Consider the following 21,427-nt stretch of genomic DNA (forward strand, 5'->3'; position numbering starts at 1 on the left):
AGAAGAAGTAAGGCCCCTCAAAGACGATGAGGTAGATAGGCCGGGTATGGAAGCGCAGTGATGCGTGGAGTTGACCGGTACTAATCGGCCGAGGACTTGATCAGAGCCCATGACTTGCCAAGACCAAGGGGTTGTGGAAAGAGAAAGAAGGCGTGTTTCTGGTTTTGAGAGATCGAACGACCACCTTGCCGCTGGCGAGGTTTTTTTATTTATTCAAACAAGCGGGAATGGCTTTTTTCAGCCTTTTCTCGCTTGTTTTTTTTTCTTTGAAGAAAAGCGGAAAAATTTCTGAAATTTATGTGAGCATTTTACGTGCACTCTAAGCTGTAAGGGCTTACACTAAGAGCCGTAAACAAGCCAAAGCAGAAGTAGCCGCATCGTCTAAAAGGCGGATGCGCATTCCCTGCGTTTTTATTCACGCAATGATTTTATTCTCCTCTTGATATAAACTAGTTTACTTTTCAGAAGAGAGGAAAAAGAGCAAGTGGATGAAAACAGTCCTCCTGCATGTGTAAGTACTTACAGGAAAAAAAGAATCAGGATTTTGGCAAAGGAAAACGAAACAGTTCTCATCCATTGGGAGAAGAGCGGATTTTTTTCACCAGGAGATAAACTAGTTTACTTCGTTTTCACTCGATAGAGGTAGGCATGAAAAAACAATTTGGACACAATCAGCATGGCGAACCGGTAACGCTTTATCTTCTCGAAAACGATCGTTTTCGAATCGCGGTCACCGATTACGGCGCCACTCTCGTTTCTTTTATCGACAAGAACCGGGACCTTGAACTCGTCGCGGGCTTTGACGACGTGGAACACTATGTACAGCATACCGCCCATTTCGGGTCCACGATCGGCCGCGTCGCCAATCGAATCAAAGACGCAAAATTTGATTTGAATGGAAGAACTTACCATGTGAGCGCGAACAAAGGCAACAATTCGCTCCATGGAGGCGCGGTTGGATTCGACAAACGAATGTTTCAAGGCCGCGTGGAGGACAACCGTATCGTTTTGACGGCAACCAGCCCCGATGGCGAGGAAGGATATCCGGGCAATCTCCAAGTCCAGGTCACCTATCGTCTGGATGAACGCGGCATCCACATCGAATGCGAAGGCGTATCCGATCAAACGACGCTCTTTGGCACGACGAACCATTCCTACTTCAACTTAAACGGGAACGGGTCGATCGCCGGGCACCGGGTACAGCTGTTCGCTGACGCCTACGCGCCCAACGATGAAACCGGTACGGCGACAGGCGATTTGGTTTTGTGCGAAAACACTCCCTTCGATTTCCGGAACGAAAAGGAAATCGGCGCGGACTTTAACAGCGCCGACGAGCAAATCCGAATGACCCGCGGTTATGACCACCACTATTCGATTCAAGGAAGCGGCTTGCGGACGATGGCCGTGTGCCGGGCCAACGGGCTGCGGCTCGAAACCCGCTCCAACTTGCCGGGTATCCATTTTTACACCGGAAACTTCCTGGATGGAAGCTACGTCGGTCACCGAGGAGTCGCGTATGGATACCACGAACGGGTATGCTTTGAACCCGAGTACTATCCCAACGCGATTAATTATGAAACGCACGAAAAACCGGTTTTGAAAGCGGGAGAGCACGCGGTGCAAATCATCGAATATTGGCTCGATGACGACAAGGAGGAGGAATCCTCGACATTTTAAACAATAAGTAAACTACTTAACTTCATTCATAAAAAAGTACGATCAATTAGGAGGAAACAACCATGAATCAAACATCCCGGAAAGTAAGAATGGGAATCGACGTCGGCGGCACGTACACCAAGTGCGTGGCCATGGACAACGAAACCCATGAAATCATTGGAAAAAACGAAGTGAAAACGACCCACGACGCCAAAGAAGGAGTCGCCCTGGGCGTTGTGCAGTCGTTTGAAAACTGTTTGCGCGAAAACGGCATTTCACCCGACGACGTCGTTTTTGTCGCCCACTCGACAACGCAAGCCACCAACGCCTTCATCGAAGGCGACGTCGCGCCAGTCGGCATCATTGGCGTGGCCGGAGGCGGGGTGGAAGGGCTGCTGGCCAAACGGCAGCTACGCCTCAAAGACGTGGTTCTCGATGAGAAAACCGGTAAGAAGATCCCGATTTGCAACGAGTACATCCCCAAGAAAAAACTATGCAAAGAAACCATTCACAGCGCCATTCAAAGCTTGTCTGGACAAAACTCGGAAGTCATCGTCGCTTCGATGGCCTTTGGTGTCGACAGCCAGGACGAGGAAAAGATGATTTACAACGAGGCGACAAGCCTGGGCTTGCCGGTTACGATGGGCTCCGACATCACGAAGCTGTATGGGCTGACCCGCCGGACGAGAACCGCCGCCATCAACGCGTCGATTTTGCCAAAAATGGTCGCCACCGCCAACGCGACGGAAAATTCCGTAAAAAACGCGGGCGTCAAAGTGCCGCTCATGATCATGCGCGGCGACGGCGGCGTCATGGAAATCAGCGAGATGCGCAAACGCCCGATCCTGACCGCCTTGTCCGGTCCGGCGGCGTCCGTCATGGGCTCCCTCATGTACTTGCGCGCGTCCAACGCGATTTATTTCGAAGTCGGCGGCACGACGACGAACATCGGCGTCATTAAAAACGGCCGTCCGGGTGTCGATTACGCCAACATCGGCGGGCACGACACGTACATCAACTCGCTGGACGTCCGCATTCTTGGCTGCGCGGGCGGTTCCATGATTCGAATCAACGACAAGGACGTCGTGGACGTCGGCCCTCGTTCGGCCCACATCGCCGGCTGCGACTACGCCTGCTTTACCGATCCCGATGAAATCGAGGATCCGCAAATCGAACTTGTCGCGCCAAAAGACGGTGACCCGAACGACTATGTCGTGATCCGGCTGAAAAACGGCAAACGCATCACGATTACGAACACCGATGCCGCCAACGTGCTTGGACTCATTGACGAAAAGTACTTCGCTCACGGAAACGCCGAAAGCGCGCGCAAAGCGATGCAGCCAATCGCGGACCGGCTGCAAATCACCGTCGAGCAGCTCGCCGAGAAAATCTTGGAAAAAGACTACGAGAAAGTCAGCGCCTGCATCAACGCGCTGGCCGAAAAATACCATTTGGATCACGACGCCATGAAGCTGGTCGGCTGCGGAGGCGGAGCCGCCTCGCTCGTTCCGTATTGCGCCAAAAAGATGGGCCTGCAATACTCGATCCCGGAAAACGCGGAAGTCATTTCCTCGATCGGCGTGTCTCTGGCCATGGTTCGCGACGTCATCGAGCGCGTCATTCCAAACCCAACCGAGGAAGACATCGCCGCGATGAAAAAAGAAGCCATCGACGCCTGCATCGACTCGGGCGCGGCGGCCGACACGGTCGAAGTCCATATTGAAATCGACAATCAATCCGGCAAGGTGACCGCCATCGCGACGGGATCCACCGAAGTGAAAACGACCGACTTGCTCAAAGAGTGCTCCCAGGAGGAAGCGCTTGAACTGGCGCAAGCCGACTTTGGTGCCGACGTCACGGACATCGAATGCGCCTGCAAGACCGACAACTTCTATGTCTTCACCGCGAAAAAAGGCGAAAAGACGCCAATTCGAATCATTGATAAAAAAGGATTCATCCGCGTGCAGTGCTCGAACGCGAAAGCGGTCTGCACGCCAGCCAAGGACTATCAAAGCGCGGTGGAAGCGATGTGGGACGACCTGGCTATTTACAAATCCGAAACGATTTTGCGGCCGGACTACTACTTGTGCATCGGGCCACGGGTTTGCGACTACAGCGCGGTGGATTTGAATCAAAACGAGTTGCTGATGAATTTGGACATCCAGGATCGGGATCCAATGGAAGAAGTGCTCGTGATCGGTGACTGCAATGACATCTTCTAAACCAAGAGGCTCTTCGTTGCAAAAATACGTGGAACGCATTGGAAAATCGCTTGCCGGAAAACCGAATTTTTCGATACCGGACGTCGCGATTCGCCCCGTTTCGCGCATCGTGCGCGATTTAACGAACATTCCCCAGGCGAACTGGTGGCGGGCGGTACGCTTTTTCCCGCGAGCCGATGAATGGCCGCTTTTGCGACGAGGAACGTCAGGATATGTACCAGCAAGCCGTGGCGTGCGGAGAACGATACGCCCAGGCGTGTCAGGAACAATACGGGACGATTCCGATGGAGGAGCTCGCGGAAAAGCTCGGCTTGGACCTTGTGTTCCAGGACCGGCCGCAAAGCAGCTCCCGCATTGTATTCGCCGATTTTCAGGAACCGGGAACAATCCACGTGTATGAGGACGGGCTGGAAAAAGGAGAAGCGCTGCTCGCGCAGCCGGATGTGAAAAACGCGTTTGGCTGCGACGTGGACATCGCCTCGGTACTGATCGCGCACGAGTTGTTCCACGTGCTGGAACTGCGCGATCCCGCCATTTGGACCCGGACGCATTCCGTCGTGCTTTGGAAAGCGGGCTGGTTTACCAACCGCAGTCCGGTCGCGGTCCTTAGCGAGATCGCGGCGATGGCCTTCGCCAAACGGATGACGGGGCTGCCGTTTTCCCCTTACGTGCTGGACGCCTTTCTCGTCTACGGCTATTCGGAAAGCGCGAGCAGCGCCCTCTATGAGGAAATGAGCCAGGCGGCTCAGCCGCCCGCTTCCGGGTTCAAGCCGCAAGCATGAGCGAACCCATGAAAGAAACCGTCCGGTATTTGGCCGGGCTCGATCCCTCGACGCGCCGCGAGCGCCTATGCCGGCTTTTGAAAGAAAAAGGCATTCCCTGCCGGCCCCAGCAAGACGCAGACGCCATAAATTTGCTCGCTGGCGACTTCGACGATTCGCGCGCGCTGCCGATGTTTTGCGCGCATTACGATGTCGTGCCCGGCAGTTCGGGAGCCAACGACAACCTCGCGTCCGTCGCGGTGTTGATCCGGCTGCTTGAGCGCGCCGCGGGTACTTGCCGGGTGGCCTTTCTGGATGGCGAGGAGCGAGGGCATACCGGCGCAAACCTGTTTTGCCAAACCATGGACAAACGATGCGTGTCCTGTCTTGTCGTGCTCGACGTGTGCGGGTATGGAGAACAGGAAACGTACCGGATTCGCAAAGGACGGTTCCACTCGTATTTTCGAAAACTGACCGCGGGGCAGCCGCGAAAAAAATACCATCCGCTTTCTTTGGCGAACTTGCCGGAAAGCGACGATGGCGCACTCGTTTCGATGGGTGTGCCGGTCATGCTGGTGAGCATGATGCCTGCAAGCGACGCCCAATCGCTGCAAGCCACGCAACGCGGCTTCCCTTCCTTGGGCCAGACGATGGAAGCGCTGGAAGTCGTCCAGACGATCCACGGCGGTTCGCTCGACGATCCCGAACACGTGTCGGAGGCGAGCATGAACCACGTGCTCTGTCATCTGCTGGAAGGATTGATTCAATAGCAGCGCCAGAAACTGTCCAAAATCCGGGAGACAGTCGCTGGTTCGATGTTATAAAGAGGCGCACGAAGAAATTGCGATTCGCGCCGTTCGTAGTAATGATTACAGGAGGATACAAAAACTATGAGTAGCATCATTATTGGTATCTTGCTTCTGCTTTCCTTGATCGGATTAATTTACTATGCCGTAAAGGGAAAGAACTTGATGGTAGGATTCCTTATTATCACGACACTTTGGCTTGTTTTAGTGCTGGTCGGTAACGCCCTTTCGCCCAATCCGCAAATGGCGGACATGTCCGTTATTGATATCATCGGCAATGTCTATCAAGCCGGGCCGGAAGGCTATGCGAAATCCATTCTCGTCAATATCTTCTTCGGCGCTTTCTTTGGCCGGGTGCTGATCGAGACGGGCATCGCTTCCACGCTTATTCGCAAAGTCGTCGAACTAGGTGGCGACAAGCCAAAAATTACGATGGGCCTTCTGTGCTTCGTGGTTCTTCTGTGCTTCACGTCCATGACGGGAATCGGGCCGGTCATCGCCATCGCCGTCATCGCGCTGCCAATCATGCAGGCGCTAGGCATTCCGTCCAGCATCGCCCTCTTTAGCTTCATGGGCTCGATCATGTGCGGTATTTTGGCCAACGTGACAAACTTTAAACAATATCAAGGCATTTTGGATGGCATGGAGCCAGGCAAGTTCGCGGACGCGGCGTACACGTTCCAGGACTACTTCTACTTTGGCGCCATCGCGGCCGTCGTCGCGTTCGCCATCGTCATGATCGTATCGTGCGTGGCGCTGTCCAAACACGCCAAATCCCACGCCTGGGCGGCGGTGACGCCAAACAGTCAGCCGCAAGGTGACGCGCCGGCGATTTCCTGGATTTCCGTGATTTTGCCGATCCTGCTCGTCGTGATCTGCAAGCTGCAAGTCATTCCGGCTTTCTTCGTTTCCGCTTTGTTCGCGTTGCTGACGTGCGGAAAGCTGAAAAACGGCTACGACAAAATCGCGCAGCTGATTTCCAAGCTCTTTACCGATGGATCGGTTGACGTGGCCCCAATGATTGGCTTCCTGCTGACCCTGGCGATGTTCAACAACGTCGCCGTCTACGCCGGACCATATTTTGAAGCCATTATCGGCGACATCTTCCCGCACAGCGTGCTGGGCCTGACGCTTTTGATGGCCGTGCTCATCCCGGCCGGCTTCTTCCGCGGGCCGACCAACCTGGTTGGATGCGGTACGGCGGTCGCTGTCGTGATTCTTGGCGCGACATCGAATTTGCCGGTCACGTTCCTGTACCCGCTGTTCGCGATCACGACGATCGTTCCACAGCATTTGGACATCACGCAGTCGTGGGTCGCCTGGGGACTTGGCTATACGAAAGTCAGCTCGAAGGGATTCATGAAATACACCATCCCGGTTGGATGGGCGATTGGCGCTTTGCTGCTGCTCATGAACTACTTTATGAACGGAATGGGCATTTAATCCAGTTTTATTGATTCCGCGAGCGGATTGCGGGCCAAAGGATGATGTATCCCGGAACACCATCCTTTTCCTGCATTGTGCGCGAATCAAAAAAAGCGGTCAATTTGCCGGAAAAGGTGTAAAATTAGAACAAATAAAAATTTCTGTTTTGTTTGAATACAAACGGAAAACGGAACGGGCCGGACAGCCAGGCCAACGGGAAACTGCTTTACATCCCCATGGATTCCGATCACAAACGAAAGAGGATAAAGGTAGTTATGCGAAAAAAAAATTCGATCACAATCGCGGATATCGCGAAAAAAGCGGGCGTGTCCAGGACGACGGTTTCGTTTTATTTGAACCGGAAATTCGAGAAAATGTCCAGCAAGACCCGGGACAAAATCGAATCGGTCATTGAAGAAACCGAATTTGTTCCCAATGTTTTGGCTCGTTCTCTCAACAACAAGCAGTCGTATTTGATTGGCGTCCTGCTTCATTCTCTGGATTCCAAGGAAAAAGCGGGATTTTTGGAAGGCGTCGAGGACTGCCTGAAAGAAAACAACTACCAAATGATCGTGGCGCTGTCCGGCTGGGATCTGGACGAGGAACGCCGCCAAATCGAAAAGATGAAGGCGCTTGGCGTCGACGGGTTTATCGTCAGCCCAAGCGACAGCTTCGACTTGTTGTGGAACACGCTCAAAAGTCCAAGCCCTCTGGTCGTCTACAACCCTTCGCATGTGTCGCCTTACCGCTACTGGGTGCGCACCAACGACTACGAGGCCGTGTACGACGCCCTCGACCAGGCCGTCGACGCTGGCTACAAGCGGTTCATTCTCGTCAGCGAAGAGCCGGGAAAGCACGGCACCATCGCGCAGCGCTGCCGGGCCTTCGACAGCGTCACCCGGCTGCGCCATCGCGCGGCCACGGCGCTGTATGTCGCCGATCCGGACGACACGACCTCGCTGGAGTACCGGCTCGTGCAGCAAATTCGAATCGACGAGCCGACGTGTTTTTTCGTCACGACGCCGGCGCTTTTGCGGGCGGTGTACCTCGTGTTGCGCCGGTACCGCGAGCTGATGCCCGAGTCCATCGGCTTGATTGGAATCAACGCGCTCGAATGGGCGGAAATGGTCGATCCGCCCGTGACGACGATCGTGCAGCCCGCCTACGAGGCCGGGTTCCACGCCGCGCGGCTGCTTTTGGACGGGATCCTGGAACAAAACAAGGAGCTGCCTTGCCGGATTTTCCCGTGCCGGCTCCACGCGCTGGGCTCGACGCGAAACGTCAAAAACAAGAAAGAGGAATAAAATCATGAACACAATCCTGGAGGAAAACCAATATGAACACATACATTGACCAGCTATTCGGGCTGGAAGGAAAAGTTGCGCTTGTAACCGGCGCCACGCATGGCATCGGATTTGGCATCGCGGTCGCGCTTGGCAAAGCGGGCGCCACCATTTGTTTCAACGGCCGGAGCGAGGAAAAAAACGCCCAGGCACTCGCGGCGTATGCCGAACAAGGCCTGCATGCCCATGGCTATGTTTGCGATGTCACGAAGGAAGACGACGTGGCGGCGATGATCAGGCAAATCGAATCCGAAGTCGGAACGGTGGATATCCTCGTCAACAACGCGGGCATTATTCAGCGCACGAGCATGCTGGAGATGAGCGTGGCGGATTTTCGCAAAGTCGTCGACGTCGATTTGACCGGTCCGTTTATTATGGCGAAAGCCGTTTTGCCGGGCATGATTCAAAAAAACGCAGGCAAGATCATCAACATTTGCTCGCTGATGTCCGAACTGGGCCGGGAAACGGTGGCCGGATACGCCGCGGCCAAAGGCGGACTGAAAATGCTGACAAGAAACATTTGCGCTGAATTTGGCGAACACAACATTCAATGCAACGGAATTGGTCCGGGCTATATCGCAACCAGTCAAACCGCGCCGCTGCGCCAGCCGCAAGCCGACGGGTCCGCCAATCCGTTTGACGCCTTTATTTTGGCGAAAACGCCCGCGCACCGCTGGGGGACGCCGGAAGACTTGGAAGGCCCTGCCATCTTTTTGGCGTCGAAGGCTTCGGATTTTGTGAACGGACACATTCTTTACGTGGATGGCGGCATTCTGGCCAGTCTTGGCCGGACGCCGCAGTAAAGGAGGCCGTATGCGAATCGCGTTGATCAATGAAAACTCGCAAGCTTCCAAAAACGCGGCCGTCGAGCGCGCGCTCAAAAAGGCGGTCGCGCCGTATGGCTACGAAGTCGTCAACTATGGCATGTTCGACGAGCAGGACGAGGCGCTGACGTATGTGCAAAACGGCATTTTGGCGGCCATCCTGCTGAATTCAGGCGCGGCCGACTATGTCGTGACGGGCTGTGGAACCGGCCAGGGCGCGATGCTGGCGTGCAACGCGTTTCCGGGGGTTTTATGCGGACACATCGAAGATCCGCTTGACGCGTACACGTTCGCCCAAATCAACGACGGCAACGCTATCGCCTTGCCGTTTGCGAAAGGCTTTGGCTGGGGCGGCGATTTAAACCTCGAATATATTTTTGAAAAGCTTTTTTGCGAACCGGCCGGACAAGGCTATCCAAGAGAGCGCGCCATTCCCGAACAGCGCAACAAGCAAATTCTCGATCAAGTCAAAGCGGTGACGTGTCAGGACTTGAAGGCGATTTTGCCGCAGCTCGACGCGCAGCTTGTGCAAGGCGTCATCGGGCGGCCGTCGTTTCAGGCGCGGTTTTTCCAGGATTGCGCCAGCGAAGAGTACGCGGCTTTGATTCGGGATCTAATTCAGAAAAATGGAAAGGACAATTCGCAATGGAAGTAAGAACGGCTTGCTCACCGCAAGATGAAAAACATTACGACACGAAACGGCTTCGCGAGGAATTTTTAGTGGAAAAGCTTTTTTTCGAAAATGAAATCAAGCTTGTGTACAGCCACATCGACCGCATTATTTTTGGCGGGGCGATGCCGGTTGGCCGCGCCCTGAAGTTGGAAGCGGGCGACGAGCTACGCGCGAACTATTTTTTGGAACGGCGGGAGCTGGGCCTCATCAACATTGGCGGCCCGGGCGTCGTGACGGCGGATGGCGTCGCGTACGAAATCGGCTCACGTGACGGGTTGTACCTTGGCCAGGGAACCAAAGACATCGTCTTTGAAAGCGAGAGCGAGGAAAATCCGGCCAAGTTTTACTTGTGTTCTGGTCCGGCGCATCGCTCGTATCCGGCGAAGCGGATCTTGAAGGATAAAAAAGCGGAGCAGCCTTACGACGTAGAAATTTTGCCGGAAAACAAAAAGGAGCTGGGCACGCTCGAGGATTCGAACCACCGCACCATCAATAAATATATTTTGCCCGGCCAAGTCGAATCGTGCCAGCTCGAAATGGGAATGACGCATTTGGAGCCGGGCAGCGTATGGAACACGATGCCTTGCCACACGCACGACCGGCGCATGGAAGTGTACTTGTATTTCGACTTGCCGGAAGACGCGTTCGTCATGCATTATATGGGCGAGCCGCAGGAAACCCGCCATTTGGTCGTGCGCAACGAGCAGGCGGTCATCAGCCCGTCCTGGTCGATTCACGCGGGCAGCGGATCGCGCAACTATACGTTTATTTGGGGCATGGTTGGCGAGAACCAGGATTTTGACGACATGGACGAAGTGTTGATGAAAGACCTTCGCTAGACATTTTCGATCCCTTACCGTTTAGGCAAGGGATCTTTTTTGCATGAAAAAAGAACAGCAGTCGCTGTTCTAGTCTTGGCCGCCTTTGCGGCGGTTGTAGGCCCATTTGCTTGGCTTGTACAAAAGCGCGTTGACTGGCAAGTCGAATTCGCCAATGTACTCGTGGATCAAAGGGGCGAAATTGTCTTTAAAGTGCGTGAGCCCGTCGTCGAGGGTGCCCTCGACGCCACCCATGCTGAATTCCTCGCAGCCATGGTCGAACGCCCACTGGAAATTTTCGATGTACGTCTTGTATTGGGGCATAAAGCGGCGGAACCGGTCGTCCATGCCTGCGTACAGCATTTCGGCGCATTTGCCGTACTTGATCGTCAAGACGCCGGCAATCGGGGTCGGATCCAGCGTGCCAAGCTCTTTTCCGAATTGTTCCAAATTGGCGATGTCTTTTTCCAGTCCGGCTTTTTGTTCCTCCAGCGTGAAGCGCTTTTTCTTTTGGTTTTCCGGCAGGCTGGTTAAGTCGGCTTCGATTTTGGCGAGCTTCTTTTGGTTTTCGGACAAAATCAAGCCAAGGTCCGCGATCGCCAGCATGATGATGCTGTTGTCGCCATAGCAGTCGAGCAAGTGTTTGAAGTATTCCTTGCTGCGCAGGGCGACGTGCTTGCGATCTTCAGTCTTTGCCACCAGACTGGCGAAATCCTCCAGCAGCGCATGGCGGCCCTGCACGATTTTCAAATGGCGCTTTTCGGCTTCCTTGATGAGCTTTTTCGTTTTCTTCGGCAGCGAGGCGAGCAAGTCCTCGGGACGATCCACGATCGAGTGGAAGCGCGGCTGGATGCTTTCGGAAATCATCGTCGTGAATCCCTGGTGGATGCATCCGGCGTTTTCAAAGTTTTTGACGAGCGCCTCCTGACCGTTTTTCGGCCGGCTGGTATCGGAAGACGGATACTTGCCGATGATGATGGCGGGATCCATTTTGATAAACAGCGCGCGGCGTTTTTTCCCTTCCTGCTTGAGATGGCGCAAAAACGCCGTCAGCAGCGGTTGGTTGGTGTAGTCGAGAATCGGCCCGCGAGGAATGTACATCATGGAAAAACCGCCGGGAAGCGGCTTGATCAAAACAAGCGCGGTCGCGATCAATTTTCCTTCCTCGTTTTTCATGCCTGTATAAAGATGGTCCCAGTTGCTTTTGACACGGGCCCAGTCATAGCTTTGCAATAAGTTTGAATTGGGATGGCTGGCGACGAACGCGTCGTATTCCTCCCTTGAAAGATTGGTCGTAAACTGCATGTCCTTTACCTCCATCGGTATATTATCATACTATACAAAAGAGATTTCAAATAAAAAAGGAGGAAAGGATGAAAAACATGACGACAAGCGAGTTTTCACGCGTCCGTACCGGGTACGAGCGCGCGCTCGCCCTTTACGAGGCCGGCCGGTTCAAGCCGGCGATCACCGCGCTCAAGCGGCCGATCCGCACTCTGGAATACGGCGGCGAGAAAACGTTGTTTTTAGCCAAGTGCTATCGGCTGCTCGCCGCGTGCCACCAGGCGCTGGACGCTGCCGGGCTTGCGGCCCACTACGAGCGGGAAGCCGGGAAAATCGAAATCCAAATCAAAAGCGATCCAGAGGATCGCTAAAAACGCGCGCTTATTGAACTTGGCCGCCATCGACTGGCAGGATCGCGCCGGTAATGTACGACGCCTTGTCGCTTGCCAAAAACAAAAACGCCTCGGCAATGTCTTGCGGGGTGCCGACCCGGTGCAGCGGAATCATTTGGATGAGCGGGTCGATCACTTGTTTTGGAAGGGCTTTGACCATGTCCGTTTCCGTGATGCCCGGCGCCACGGCGTTGACGCGGATGCCGTATTTTCCCAGTTCGCGCGCCAGCGATTTCGTCATGCCGTTGATGGCGAACTTGCTGGTTGGATAGGCGACGCCGCTAGGCTGCCCGAACGTGCTGACCATCGAGCTGGTGTTTAAAATCACGCCGGCTCCTTGTTTTTTCATCCATTCGACGGCAGCTTTCGTGCAGACGAACGGCGCTTTCACGTTCAAGTCCATGACGCGGTCGAAATTTTCGATGGTGTACTTTTCCAGCGGGGTGGCGTCCGAGACACCCGCGTTATTGACGAGCACGTCGATCGAGCCAAGCCGGGTGGCGATGTCATCGAAATCCGCTTTGATTTTCTCGTAATCGGTCAACGGGGTCCAGCGGCCTTCCACGTTTTCACCGGAAAGGGCGGCCAGCGCCTTTTGGACGGTTTCCTCGCGCGACCCATACAAAACCACGTGGTAGCCGGCGTTTAAAAACGTCTTGACGGTTTCCAGACCGATGCCGCGGGTGCCGCCGGTCACGATGCATACTTTGTTCATTGTTGTTGCCTCCTTCGTTTTCTTTTCTTTATTATGCGATTGTTTGGCCTTTCCGGCAACCACTTCGCGATTCATGGTATACTAAATTTATGAGTTTTATCACGGATGAGGAAAAAAAGAAAGCGCGGGCGCTACTTTCGCGGCTGTCGCGCCAGGAAAAATGCGAAATGCTTTCGGGCCTCGATTACTGGCGGATGCGCGGAATCGAGCGGCTCGGTTTGCCGGACTACTGGATCAGCGACGGGCCCAGCGGCTTGCGCAAGCAAGTCAAGGAGGCGGACTATTTCGGGGTGCATGAAAGCGTGCCCGCCATTTGCTATCCGGCACCCGTCACGTGCGCGTCCACCTTTGATCCGGCATTGATCGAGCGAGTCGGCCAGGCGCTGGCTTCCGATTGTATCGAGGAGGATGTAGCCATGGTGCTGGCGCCAGGTGTCAACCACAAGCGGTTCGCGTTGGGCGGGCGCAATTTCGAGTATTACAGCGAAGACCCGCTCGTGTCGACGAAAATGGGCGCGGCGATGATCGCCGGCATTCAAAGCCTGGGCGTCGCGGCGTGTGTGAAGCATTTTGTGTGCAACAACCAGGAAACCGGCCGCATGGTGTGCGACGCCATCGTGGACGACAAAGCGCTGGCGGAAATTTATTTGCGGCCGTTTCGCGCCATCGGAAAGGAAACGGATGTCGCGGCGATGATGACGGCGTACAACCGGCTCAACGGCGTGTACTGTACCGAAAACAAGGCGCTGCTCGACCTTGGCCGTTCGGCGGGCTTTGGCGGGGCGTACATAAGCGACTGGGGCGCGGTCAACGACGTGTTGAAAAGCTTTCAGGCGGGATTGAATTTGGAAATGCCCGGTGTTAGCGACGAAACGACGACATTGCTGGAGCGGGCGCTTGACGAAGGGCGCTGGACAGAGGGCGGGCTGGACGCTTGCGTCCTGCCGCTGCTGGAACTGCTCGTGCACCAGGCCGGACAAAGCCCTCGCGCCGCGCTTTCCCGGAGCGAGCGGAAACAAATCGCCCGCGCCGCGGCGGAAAGCGGCATCGTGCTGCTCAAAAACGAAAACGGCGCGCTGCCAATCCGTACCCGTTCAGTGACGCTGGTGGGCGCATTCGCGAAGCATCCCCGCATTCAAGGGACGGGAAGCTCGAAAGTCAACCCGCTCGAAGTCGAACGACTAGTCGACGTGTTCGATCACGCGTATTACGCTAAAGGATTCGACGAGGAAGGAAAAACCAACGAGGCGTGGTGCGCCCAGGCCGTCTCGCTGGCGCGCAAAAGCGAAGTCGTCCTCGTTTGCGCGGCGTTGCCCGCCCAGGCGGAATCCGAAGGGTTCGACCGCAAGACGCTGGCGCTCCCCGAGGGAATCAACGAGGTCATTCGCCGCATCGCGCAAGTGCATGAACGCGTCGTGGTGGCGCTGGCTTGCGGCGGTCCGGTCGCGATGCCGTGGCTGGAACAGGTGCAGGGCGTCGCGCTGTCGTATTTGGGCGGCAGCTATGGGCAAAGCGCGCTGGCGCGGGTTTTGCAGGGACAAGCCGAGGCCGGGGGTCGGCTGGCGGAAACGTGGCCGCGTCCCGGACTGGAAATCCCGGTGCGGACAGGCTGGAAGGCGAGCGCGTACGTGGAAAGCGTGTACACGGGGTACAAATACTACAACGGCGCCCAGGTCGACGTGTTGTTTCCGTTTGGCTACGGCTTGTCGTATACGACGTTTGCGTATTCGGAATTTGAGCGGACAGGCCGCCGTATCGGCTTTCGGGTGCGCAACACCGGCAAGCGGCGCGGGTCGGAAGTCGTGCAAATTTATCGCAACGACGCGCTGCCGTTTTCCACGCAGAAGCTTCTTTATTTCGAGAAGCTGGATTTGGCGCCAAACGAGGAGGCATTCGTTTCCTATCTTGTGCAAGACGAGGACTTGATGGAGTATTTCGACGGCTGGGTGCTGCGAAAAGGCGTTCATCAAATCGAGGTGGGGTCCAGTTCCCGAGCGATTCACCATCGGTTCCTGCTGGAAACGGATGGCGTTTCGGTTTCGGTCGTGCCGGCGTACGCGAGCGCGAAAAACGTGGGGCGCCTCACCCGATCCGATTTCGCCAGTCTTTGCGGACGGGAGATTTTCATGGCGGAAAGCGCGCGCAAGCCTTACGATCAAAACGTGTGCCTGAATGATTTGATGGAGGGCGGCTGGATGGAGCGTACGGTGGCGCGCTGGCTGCTGAAACAAGTGCCGGCACGCCAGGGCGAGCTGCTGCAAACGGCGCCGCTGCGGATCTTGAAGATGAACGCCATCGACGCCGCGACGCGCCAGGGGTTGCTGGATTTGCTCAACGGCCACGTCGTTCGTGGCGCCCGGCACGTCGACTGGCGCGCGCTGCTGGCGTTTTTAAAAGAAAACACGTAAAGGAGAGAACATGGATGGGAAATGAAACCGCAAGACAGGAACTAAAAAGGAAGCAGCGAATCGTGATCAAAATCGGCTCGTCCTCGCTGATGCATCCGCAAACCGGGCATTTGGATTTGATTAAAATCGAGGTGCTTGTGCGGGAGCTGAGCGACTTGCTCAACCAGGGCAAGGAAGTTATTCTGGTGTCGTCGGGGGCGATCATGGTGGGGTCGCGGCTGCTGGGCTTCCAAAGCAAGCCGCAGGATCTCGCCCTCAAGCAGGCGTGCGCTTCGATCGGGCAGGCGAAGCTGATGATGATTTACCAAAAGCTGTTCAACGAATACAACCAGACGGCGGCCCAGGTGCTGCTCACCAACTACACGACGTCGCACGCCCGTTCGCGGCGCAATGCGCGCAACACGCTCAACGAGCTGCTAAAGCTCAACGTCATTCCAATCGTTAACGAGAACGACACGGTCGCGACGGAGGAAATCGAGTTTGGCGACAACGACACGCTAAGCGCCACGGTGGCGGCGCTGGTGGACGCGGATTTGCTGATTTTGCTTTCGGATATCGACGGCCTGTTCACGAACGATCCAAACCAGGATCCCGACGCGACGTTGATCCGGGTCGTCGAGGAGCTCGATCGCGAGTATTTCGAAATGGCGAAAGGCTCAAGCGGCTCGAACGTAGGCACGGGAGGCATGGCGACAAAACTGGAAGCCGCCCGGATTTGCTTTGAAAACGGATGCGATATGATTATCGCCAATGGCCGCGATTTTCATATTATCCACGAATTGATGGACGGGCAGGACAAAGGAACGTTATTTAGAGGGGGACAAACACGATGACAACAACGATCGAGGCTTTGGGCCAGAGGGCCTGCCAGGCGAAAAAAGTGGTGGCGAAGCTGCCAACGAATTTGAAAAACGAGACGTTGTGCCGCGTCGCCAACGATCTGGTCGCCAACAAGGCGGAGATTTTGGCGGCCAACGCGCAGGATATGGCCAACGGCCGGGCCAACGGGATGCCAGATGGCTTGCTGGACCGGCTGTATTTGGATGCGGGACGAATCGAGGCCATGGCGGAGGGGTTGACGCAAATCGCGAAGCTCGACGATCCGATTGGCGAGGTGACCGGCATGAAGAAGCGGCCTAATGGCTTGCTCATTGGCCAAACGCGGGTGCCGCTCGGGGTCGTGGGCATCATTTACGAGGCGCGGCCCAACGTGACGGCCGACGCGTTTGGCTTGTGCTTTAAAACGGGCAACGCGGTGATTTTGAAAGGCGGCCGGGACGCGATCCATTCGATTCAGGCGATCGTGGCGTCGATTCGCGCTTCGCTGGAGGCGTGCGGGATCGAGCCGGACTGCTTGCTGCTTGTGGAAGATTTGTCGCGCGAGGCGACGATCGAGCTCATGAAGCAAAACCGGTATTTGGATGTGCTTATTCCGCGAGGCGGGGCGGGGCTGATTCGCTCGGTCGTGGAAAACAGCACGGTGCCGGTCATTGAAACGGGCACGGGCAACTGCCATATTTTTGTGGATGAAAGCGCCGATCTCGAGCAGGCGGTCGCCATTATTTTGAATGCGAAAACGCAGCGGGTCGGGGTGTGCAACGCGGTGGAATCGCTCGTCGTGCATCGAAACATCGTGGACGCCTTGCTGCCGGATTTGGCGTTGGCGCTGCGAAACAAGCAAGTCGAGATGGTCGGGGACGACACGATCGTCGCGGCGGATCCTTCGATCGCCTTGGCCAGCGAGGCGGACTGGGGGACGGAATACCTGGCGCTGAAGTTGTCCATCAAGACCGTGGGCAGCGTGGACGAGGCCATCGAGCATATCAACACGTACAATACCGGGCATTCGGAAGCCATTTTGACCAACGACTACGCCCATGCGCAGCAGTTTTTAAAGGAAGTCGACGCGGCGTGCGTCTATGTCAACGCGTCGACGCGGTTTACGGATGGATTCGAGTTCGGATATGGGGCAGAGATCGGGATCAGCACGCAAAAGCTGCATGCCCGCGGCCCGATGGGACTGCTCGCTTTGACGACGACGAAATTCATCATATTGGGCAGCGGACAAGTGCGTCCGTGACGAAACCGGTTCCAAACGCGTAGGTTTCGGGCAGATTTGCCAAATGGAAAAAAACTTTGTATGATAAACCGGAAAGGGAGGAAGCACCATGGAAAAATGGACACAGGAGCAATACGCGACCCGCATTTTAGAGCAGAAGCAGGAGGCGCATGACAAGATGTGGCTGTACATTGAGCTGAACGCCAAAGACTTTATGAACGAATGCGAGCCGGGGGTTAAAAACCTGAGCAGCTGCTGCAAGGCGATGGTGGCTGCCATGCTGGAAGGCGATGGATACATCGTGGAACCGAAGATCCGCACGAAGGTGGCGGGAGCGCTCACGATTCGCTATTATGTGGACAATTTGAGTCCGGAACGCCGCACGTACGCGCAGGCGATGGCTCAAGCGTAATTTGACAAAGAAAAACGGGGACGGGATCGCGGTCGCGTCCTTTTTTCGTGGAATAATTTGGAAAATTTGGAAAAAACCTTGATTTTCTCGAAAATTGCTATAGAAGATATGATAAAATTGGATTAATAATACAATGATTTTAGAGGAAAGATTATGGATAAAAAAATAGTAGTGACAATTTCTCGTGAATACGGCTCCTATGGAAGAGAAATCGGGCGCCGTTTGGCCCAGCGTCTGCACATCGCGTATTACGACAAGGAAATTCTGGAACAAACCGCGGAGCAGCTTGGGGTTTCGAAGATGTTTTTTACCGATGAGAATTTGAACGACGCGGGACAGTTTTCCTTGAGCGGCCGGATGAACTACGGCGTCAAGTATTTGACGGAGCTGAGCCTTTCGACGAAGGCGTACGACACGGCGCGCACCATTATGGAAGAGCTGGCGAAAAACGAAAGCATGGTTTTGGTCGGCCGCTGCGCGAATTATATTTTGCGCCACGAGCCGGGAATCATTTCGGTGTACTGCTATGGAGATTTGGAGGACCGGGTGCGGCGCGTCATTGAAGAATACCACGTTCCGGCGGGGCGGGCCCGCAAAGAGGTGCTGGACACGGATCGCAAACGGGCGCGGTTTTATGAGTATTTTACCCATCGCAAATGGGGCGACCTGGCAGATTTCGACGTCTTGATCAATACATCGAAAAAAACGCCCGAGGAAGCCGTCGACTTGCTTGTGGGCGTGTTTGAGGAAAAAGCGAAAGCGCAGGGATGAGGACTCTGCGCTTTTTTTCTAGGCTTTCTTTTTGGATTCGAGCAGCGCTTTGCACAAGACGCTGTTCGAACGGGTCGTGCTCATCGCTTTTAAGACCGTGAGCGTGTCTTCGATGGTGTTGTTGGAACCAAACCATTCCCGGCGGATCAGCTCTTCGATGTCGTACGCCTCCTTGCTCAGCAGCAAATCGTCGTGACGGGTGGAGGAGCGCTGGATGTTGATGGCCGGATACACGCGGCGCTCGGCCAGCGTCCGGTCCAAATACAGCTCCATGTTGCCAGTTCCTTTGAATTCCTCGAAAATCATCTCGTCCATACGGCTGCCCGTTTCGACCAGCGCGCTGGCAATCACGGTCAGCGAGCCGCCTTCCCGCAAGTTGCGGGCGGCGCCAAACAGACGTTTGGGACCGTACAAGGCGTTGGGATCCAAACCGCCGGAAAGCACTTTGCCGGTGGATGGGACAATCAAGTTGTAGGCGCGCGACAGACGCGTGATGGAATCAAGCAGGATGACGACGTCTTCGCCAAACTCCACGAGCGACTTGGCGCGGGCGAGCGCCATTTCCGCGACGCGTTTGTGGTGCATGGGCTGCTCGTCGAAAGTCGAGTAGACGACTTCGACGTGGTCTTTGTTTTCACCGGCCGCCTCGATAACCATTTCCTTGAAGGCGGTGACTTCCTCGGGGCGCTCGTCGATGAGCAGCACGATCAAGTACACGTCTTTGTGGTTTTTCAGAATCGACTGCGCGAACATTTCCAGCAGCGTCGTCTTTCCGGCTTTGGGCGGCGCGACGATCATGCCGCGCTGGCCGCAGCCAATGGGCGCGAACAAATCCACGATACGTCCGGCGTAGTTGGCTTTGACGGTTTCCATTTTCAGCTTGCGGTTTGGAAAAATCGGCGTGAGCTGGTCGAACCGTTTGCGGCTCAGGCATTCTTTGATGGTGTGGCCGTTGACTTTGTCCACGCTTTCGAGCGCCCGCGCGCTTTGCCCGTGCTTGGGCGAGGCGACCCCTTCGATGGAGTCCCCGGTGCGCAGCTTGAGCGCTTTGATTTTTGATTCCGATACATACACGTCGTCATCGCCGGACAAGTAGTTTTCCTGTCTTAAAAAGCCGAAGCCTTTTTCCATGACTTCCAAAATGCCGCTCGCGCCCGCCCGTTCGCGGTTTTTCTTTTCCTGAAGCTCGCGCTGCACTTTGGCGATGTCGATTTCCTCGACATGGATCCGGTTGACGGATGTGATCTTTTTTAAAATAAATTCGGAGCGTCCCTCGCGGTCTTTTTCGGCTTCTCCGATAATGAAATCATTATTTTTTAAATCGTAAGCGCTGATAAACGCGCTGTCTACGAAAACATCCCCGTCCCGCTCGGTTCGGATAAAACCGAAACCCTGGTGGAATGTTTCCAAAATTCCTTCTATTTGAATCAAGGATAGATCCTCCTTTTACTGTCTTTTATTATAACGAAAAAAAGGCGGTTTAGAAAACCCTAGACCGCCAAAGTTGTGATTTATTACATAAAATACGGCGTCGCGAAATACAAAACGAAGATGACGAGCAAAACCCACACCGTCGGATGCACTTTTTTCGCTTTACCAGCCGCCAGCATCGAGATCGCGTACGCGATGAAGCCAAACGCGATACCGTTGGAAATCGAGTACGTCAGGATCATCGAGATCACCGTGATGAACGTCGAAATCGCGTAAATCATGTTTTCCCATTCGATGCCCCGAAGCTGCTGCGCCATCATGACGCCCACGACGATCAGCGCTGGCGCCGTAACGGCGTTCGTGATCGCGGAAAGCAAAATTGGAGAAATGAAAATCGACAACGCGAACAACACGCCCGTCGTGATCGCCGTCAAGCCTGTCCGGCCGCCGACACCGACACCGGAAGTCGATTCCACGAAGCTTGTTACAGTCGAAGTACCGATCGCCGCGCCAAAAACCGTCGCGATCGAGTCCGCGAGCAGCGCCTGTTCCGCGCCTTCCAGCTCGCCTTTCGAGTTCACCAGGCCGATTTCGTTTCCAATCGCCACCAACGTACCCGCCGTATCGAAGAAATCGACAAACAGGAACGAGAAGATGATCATGACCGCGTTCATCGGATTGGCGAACAATTCGCCAAAGCCACCCACGAAGGCACCCGCGGCGTCCATCTCAAAGTTTAAGCTCCAGTCCGTAGGCAAAGCCGGCATGCCGTCGATGCCAAACGCGCCGCAGATGATGCCCACGATCGCCGTGATGACCATGCCCACGAACACCGCGGCCGGCACTTTTTTCACGACGAGCGCGATCGTGACGAGAATGCCAAGGATCGCCAGCAAAACTGTTGGATCCGTGAAATTTCCCATGCCGACGAAAGTCGATTCGTTGGCTACGATGATGCCCGAGTTTTTAAAACCGACAAAAGCGATAAAGAAACCGATTCCCGCGCCGATCGCCAGCTTCAGCTGGACAGGGATCGAGTCGATGATCAGCTTGCGGATGCCCGTCACCGAGATCACGACAAAGATCAAACCGCTCAGGAAGACAGCCGCCAAAGCCGCCTGCCAGCTCATTCCCATCTGGCCGCAAATCGTATATGCAAACAACGCGTTGACGCCCATACCGGCCGCCAAAGCAACCGGATAGTTGGCTAACAGCCCCATGAGGATCGAACCAAACGCCGCCGAAAGCGCCGTGGCCATGAACACGGAAGGCACGTTCATGCCTGCGTCGCCCAGAACACTCGGGTTGACGCCCAGAATGTACGCCATCGCCAGGAACGTCGTCAGACCGGCGAGAAGCTCGGTCTTCACATTCGTGTGTTTTTCTTCAAGCTTGAAAAATTTGTTTAAGCTATTCATAAAATCTCC

19 protein-coding genes and 1 rRNA gene are annotated in these 21,427 nt (G+C 55.2%); 16 read left to right on the plus strand and 4 right to left on the minus strand.

The window, feature by feature from the left end:
- The 10 genes from E5336_RS05355 to kduI all read left to right on the plus strand — a co-directional run.
- Positions 1 to 104, plus strand: a 23S ribosomal RNA gene (locus E5336_RS05355); the annotation flags it as partial.
- A 544-nt stretch (positions 105 to 648) separates the two neighbouring features.
- A complete protein-coding gene (locus E5336_RS05360; RefSeq protein WP_135980049.1) occupies positions 649 to 1,677 on the plus strand; it encodes an aldose epimerase family protein in 1,029 nt (342 codons plus the stop codon).
- Between the two features lie 62 nt (positions 1,678 to 1,739).
- Positions 1,740 to 3,878, plus strand: coding sequence for a hydantoinase/oxoprolinase family protein (locus tag E5336_RS05365; RefSeq protein WP_135980050.1), 2,139 nt, complete (start codon positions 1,740 to 1,742; stop codon positions 3,876 to 3,878).
- 176 nt (positions 3,879 to 4,054) lie between these two features.
- Complete coding sequence (locus tag E5336_RS05370) at positions 4,055 to 4,660, plus strand: hypothetical protein (RefSeq protein WP_135980051.1); 606 nt, start codon at positions 4,055 to 4,057, stop codon at positions 4,658 to 4,660.
- On the plus strand, positions 4,657 to 5,409 hold the full coding sequence (locus E5336_RS05375; RefSeq protein WP_135980052.1) for a M28 family peptidase: 753 nt from the start codon (positions 4,657 to 4,659) through the stop codon (positions 5,407 to 5,409). Before E5336_RS05370 ends, E5336_RS05375 begins: the two co-directional genes overlap by 4 nt.
- Positions 5,410 to 5,529: 120 nt before the next feature.
- Positions 5,530 to 6,888: a citrate transporter gene (locus tag E5336_RS05380; RefSeq protein ID WP_135980053.1), complete on the plus strand. Its 1,359-nt coding sequence runs from the start codon at positions 5,530 to 5,532 to the stop codon at positions 6,886 to 6,888.
- A gap of 257 nt (positions 6,889 to 7,145) precedes the next feature.
- Positions 7,146 to 8,174, plus strand: a complete 1,029-nt coding sequence (locus tag E5336_RS05385) for a LacI family DNA-binding transcriptional regulator (RefSeq protein ID WP_168353566.1) — start codon at positions 7,146 to 7,148, stop codon at positions 8,172 to 8,174.
- Positions 8,175 to 8,206: 32 nt separating this feature from the next.
- Entirely contained in the window at positions 8,207 to 9,016 is an 810-nt protein-coding gene (locus E5336_RS05390) for a gluconate 5-dehydrogenase (protein WP_135980055.1), read from the plus strand.
- Positions 9,017 to 9,026: 10 nt separating this feature from the next.
- Complete coding sequence (locus tag E5336_RS05395) at positions 9,027 to 9,692, plus strand: RpiB/LacA/LacB family sugar-phosphate isomerase (protein WP_135980056.1); 666 nt, start codon at positions 9,027 to 9,029, stop codon at positions 9,690 to 9,692.
- Positions 9,683 to 10,549: a 5-dehydro-4-deoxy-D-glucuronate isomerase gene (kduI, locus tag E5336_RS05400; RefSeq protein ID WP_135980057.1), complete on the plus strand. Its 867-nt coding sequence runs from the start codon at positions 9,683 to 9,685 to the stop codon at positions 10,547 to 10,549. Before E5336_RS05395 ends, kduI begins: the two co-directional genes overlap by 10 nt.
- Positions 10,550 to 10,618: 69 nt before the next feature.
- Here the strand turns inward: kduI and E5336_RS05405 are convergent, their stop codons facing one another.
- A complete protein-coding gene (locus tag E5336_RS05405; RefSeq protein WP_277820792.1) occupies positions 10,619 to 11,833 on the minus strand; it encodes a peptidoglycan bridge formation glycyltransferase FemA/FemB family protein in 1,215 nt (404 codons plus the stop codon).
- A 68-nt stretch (positions 11,834 to 11,901) separates the two neighbouring features.
- Between E5336_RS05405 and E5336_RS05410 the strand changes: the two genes are divergently transcribed.
- On the plus strand, positions 11,902 to 12,183 hold the full coding sequence (locus tag E5336_RS05410) for a hypothetical protein (protein ID WP_135980059.1): 282 nt from the start codon (positions 11,902 to 11,904) through the stop codon (positions 12,181 to 12,183).
- Between the two features lie 10 nt (positions 12,184 to 12,193).
- Here E5336_RS05410 and E5336_RS05415 read toward each other — a convergent pair whose 3' ends face one another.
- Complete coding sequence (locus tag E5336_RS05415; protein ID WP_135980060.1) at positions 12,194 to 12,919, minus strand: SDR family NAD(P)-dependent oxidoreductase; 726 nt, start codon at positions 12,917 to 12,919, stop codon at positions 12,194 to 12,196.
- Between the two features lie 89 nt (positions 12,920 to 13,008).
- On the opposite strand from E5336_RS05415, the gene E5336_RS05420 reads away from it, so the two are divergent.
- The 5 genes from E5336_RS05420 (at position 13,009) to E5336_RS05440 (ending at position 18,569) form a co-directional block, all read left to right on the plus strand.
- Entirely contained in the window at positions 13,009 to 15,327 is a 2,319-nt protein-coding gene (locus tag E5336_RS05420) for a beta-glucosidase (RefSeq protein WP_135980061.1), read from the plus strand.
- Positions 15,328 to 15,341: 14 nt separating this feature from the next.
- Positions 15,342 to 16,160, plus strand: coding sequence for a glutamate 5-kinase (gene proB / locus E5336_RS05425; RefSeq protein WP_135980062.1), 819 nt, complete (start codon positions 15,342 to 15,344; stop codon positions 16,158 to 16,160).
- A complete protein-coding gene (locus E5336_RS05430) occupies positions 16,157 to 17,407 on the plus strand; it encodes a glutamate-5-semialdehyde dehydrogenase (protein ID WP_135980063.1) in 1,251 nt (416 codons plus the stop codon). The genes proB and E5336_RS05430 overlap by 4 nt, the downstream gene beginning before the upstream one ends.
- Before the next feature lie 88 nt (positions 17,408 to 17,495).
- Positions 17,496 to 17,798, plus strand: coding sequence for a hypothetical protein (locus E5336_RS05435; protein WP_135980064.1), 303 nt, complete (start codon positions 17,496 to 17,498; stop codon positions 17,796 to 17,798).
- Between the two features lie 153 nt (positions 17,799 to 17,951).
- The gene (locus tag E5336_RS05440; RefSeq protein ID WP_135980065.1) at positions 17,952 to 18,569 is read left to right on the plus strand and encodes a cytidylate kinase-like family protein; all 618 of its coding nucleotides are present in this window, start codon (positions 17,952 to 17,954) and stop codon (positions 18,567 to 18,569) included.
- Positions 18,570 to 18,587: 18 nt separating this feature from the next.
- Here the strand turns inward: E5336_RS05440 and rho are convergent, their stop codons facing one another.
- Together rho and E5336_RS05450 are read right to left on the minus strand one after the other, a co-directional pair.
- Complete coding sequence (gene rho / locus E5336_RS05445; RefSeq protein WP_277820793.1) at positions 18,588 to 20,000, minus strand: transcription termination factor Rho; 1,413 nt, start codon at positions 19,998 to 20,000, stop codon at positions 18,588 to 18,590.
- A gap of 83 nt (positions 20,001 to 20,083) precedes the next feature.
- Entirely contained in the window at positions 20,084 to 21,418 is a 1,335-nt protein-coding gene (locus E5336_RS05450; protein ID WP_135980066.1) for an NCS2 family permease, read from the minus strand.
- Positions 21,419 to 21,427 lie beyond the last annotated feature (9 nt).

Origin of the sequence: Dubosiella muris (assembly GCF_004793885.1) — a bacterium.
Classification (GTDB): domain Bacteria; phylum Bacillota_I; class Bacilli_A; order Erysipelotrichales; family Erysipelotrichaceae; genus Dubosiella; species Dubosiella muris.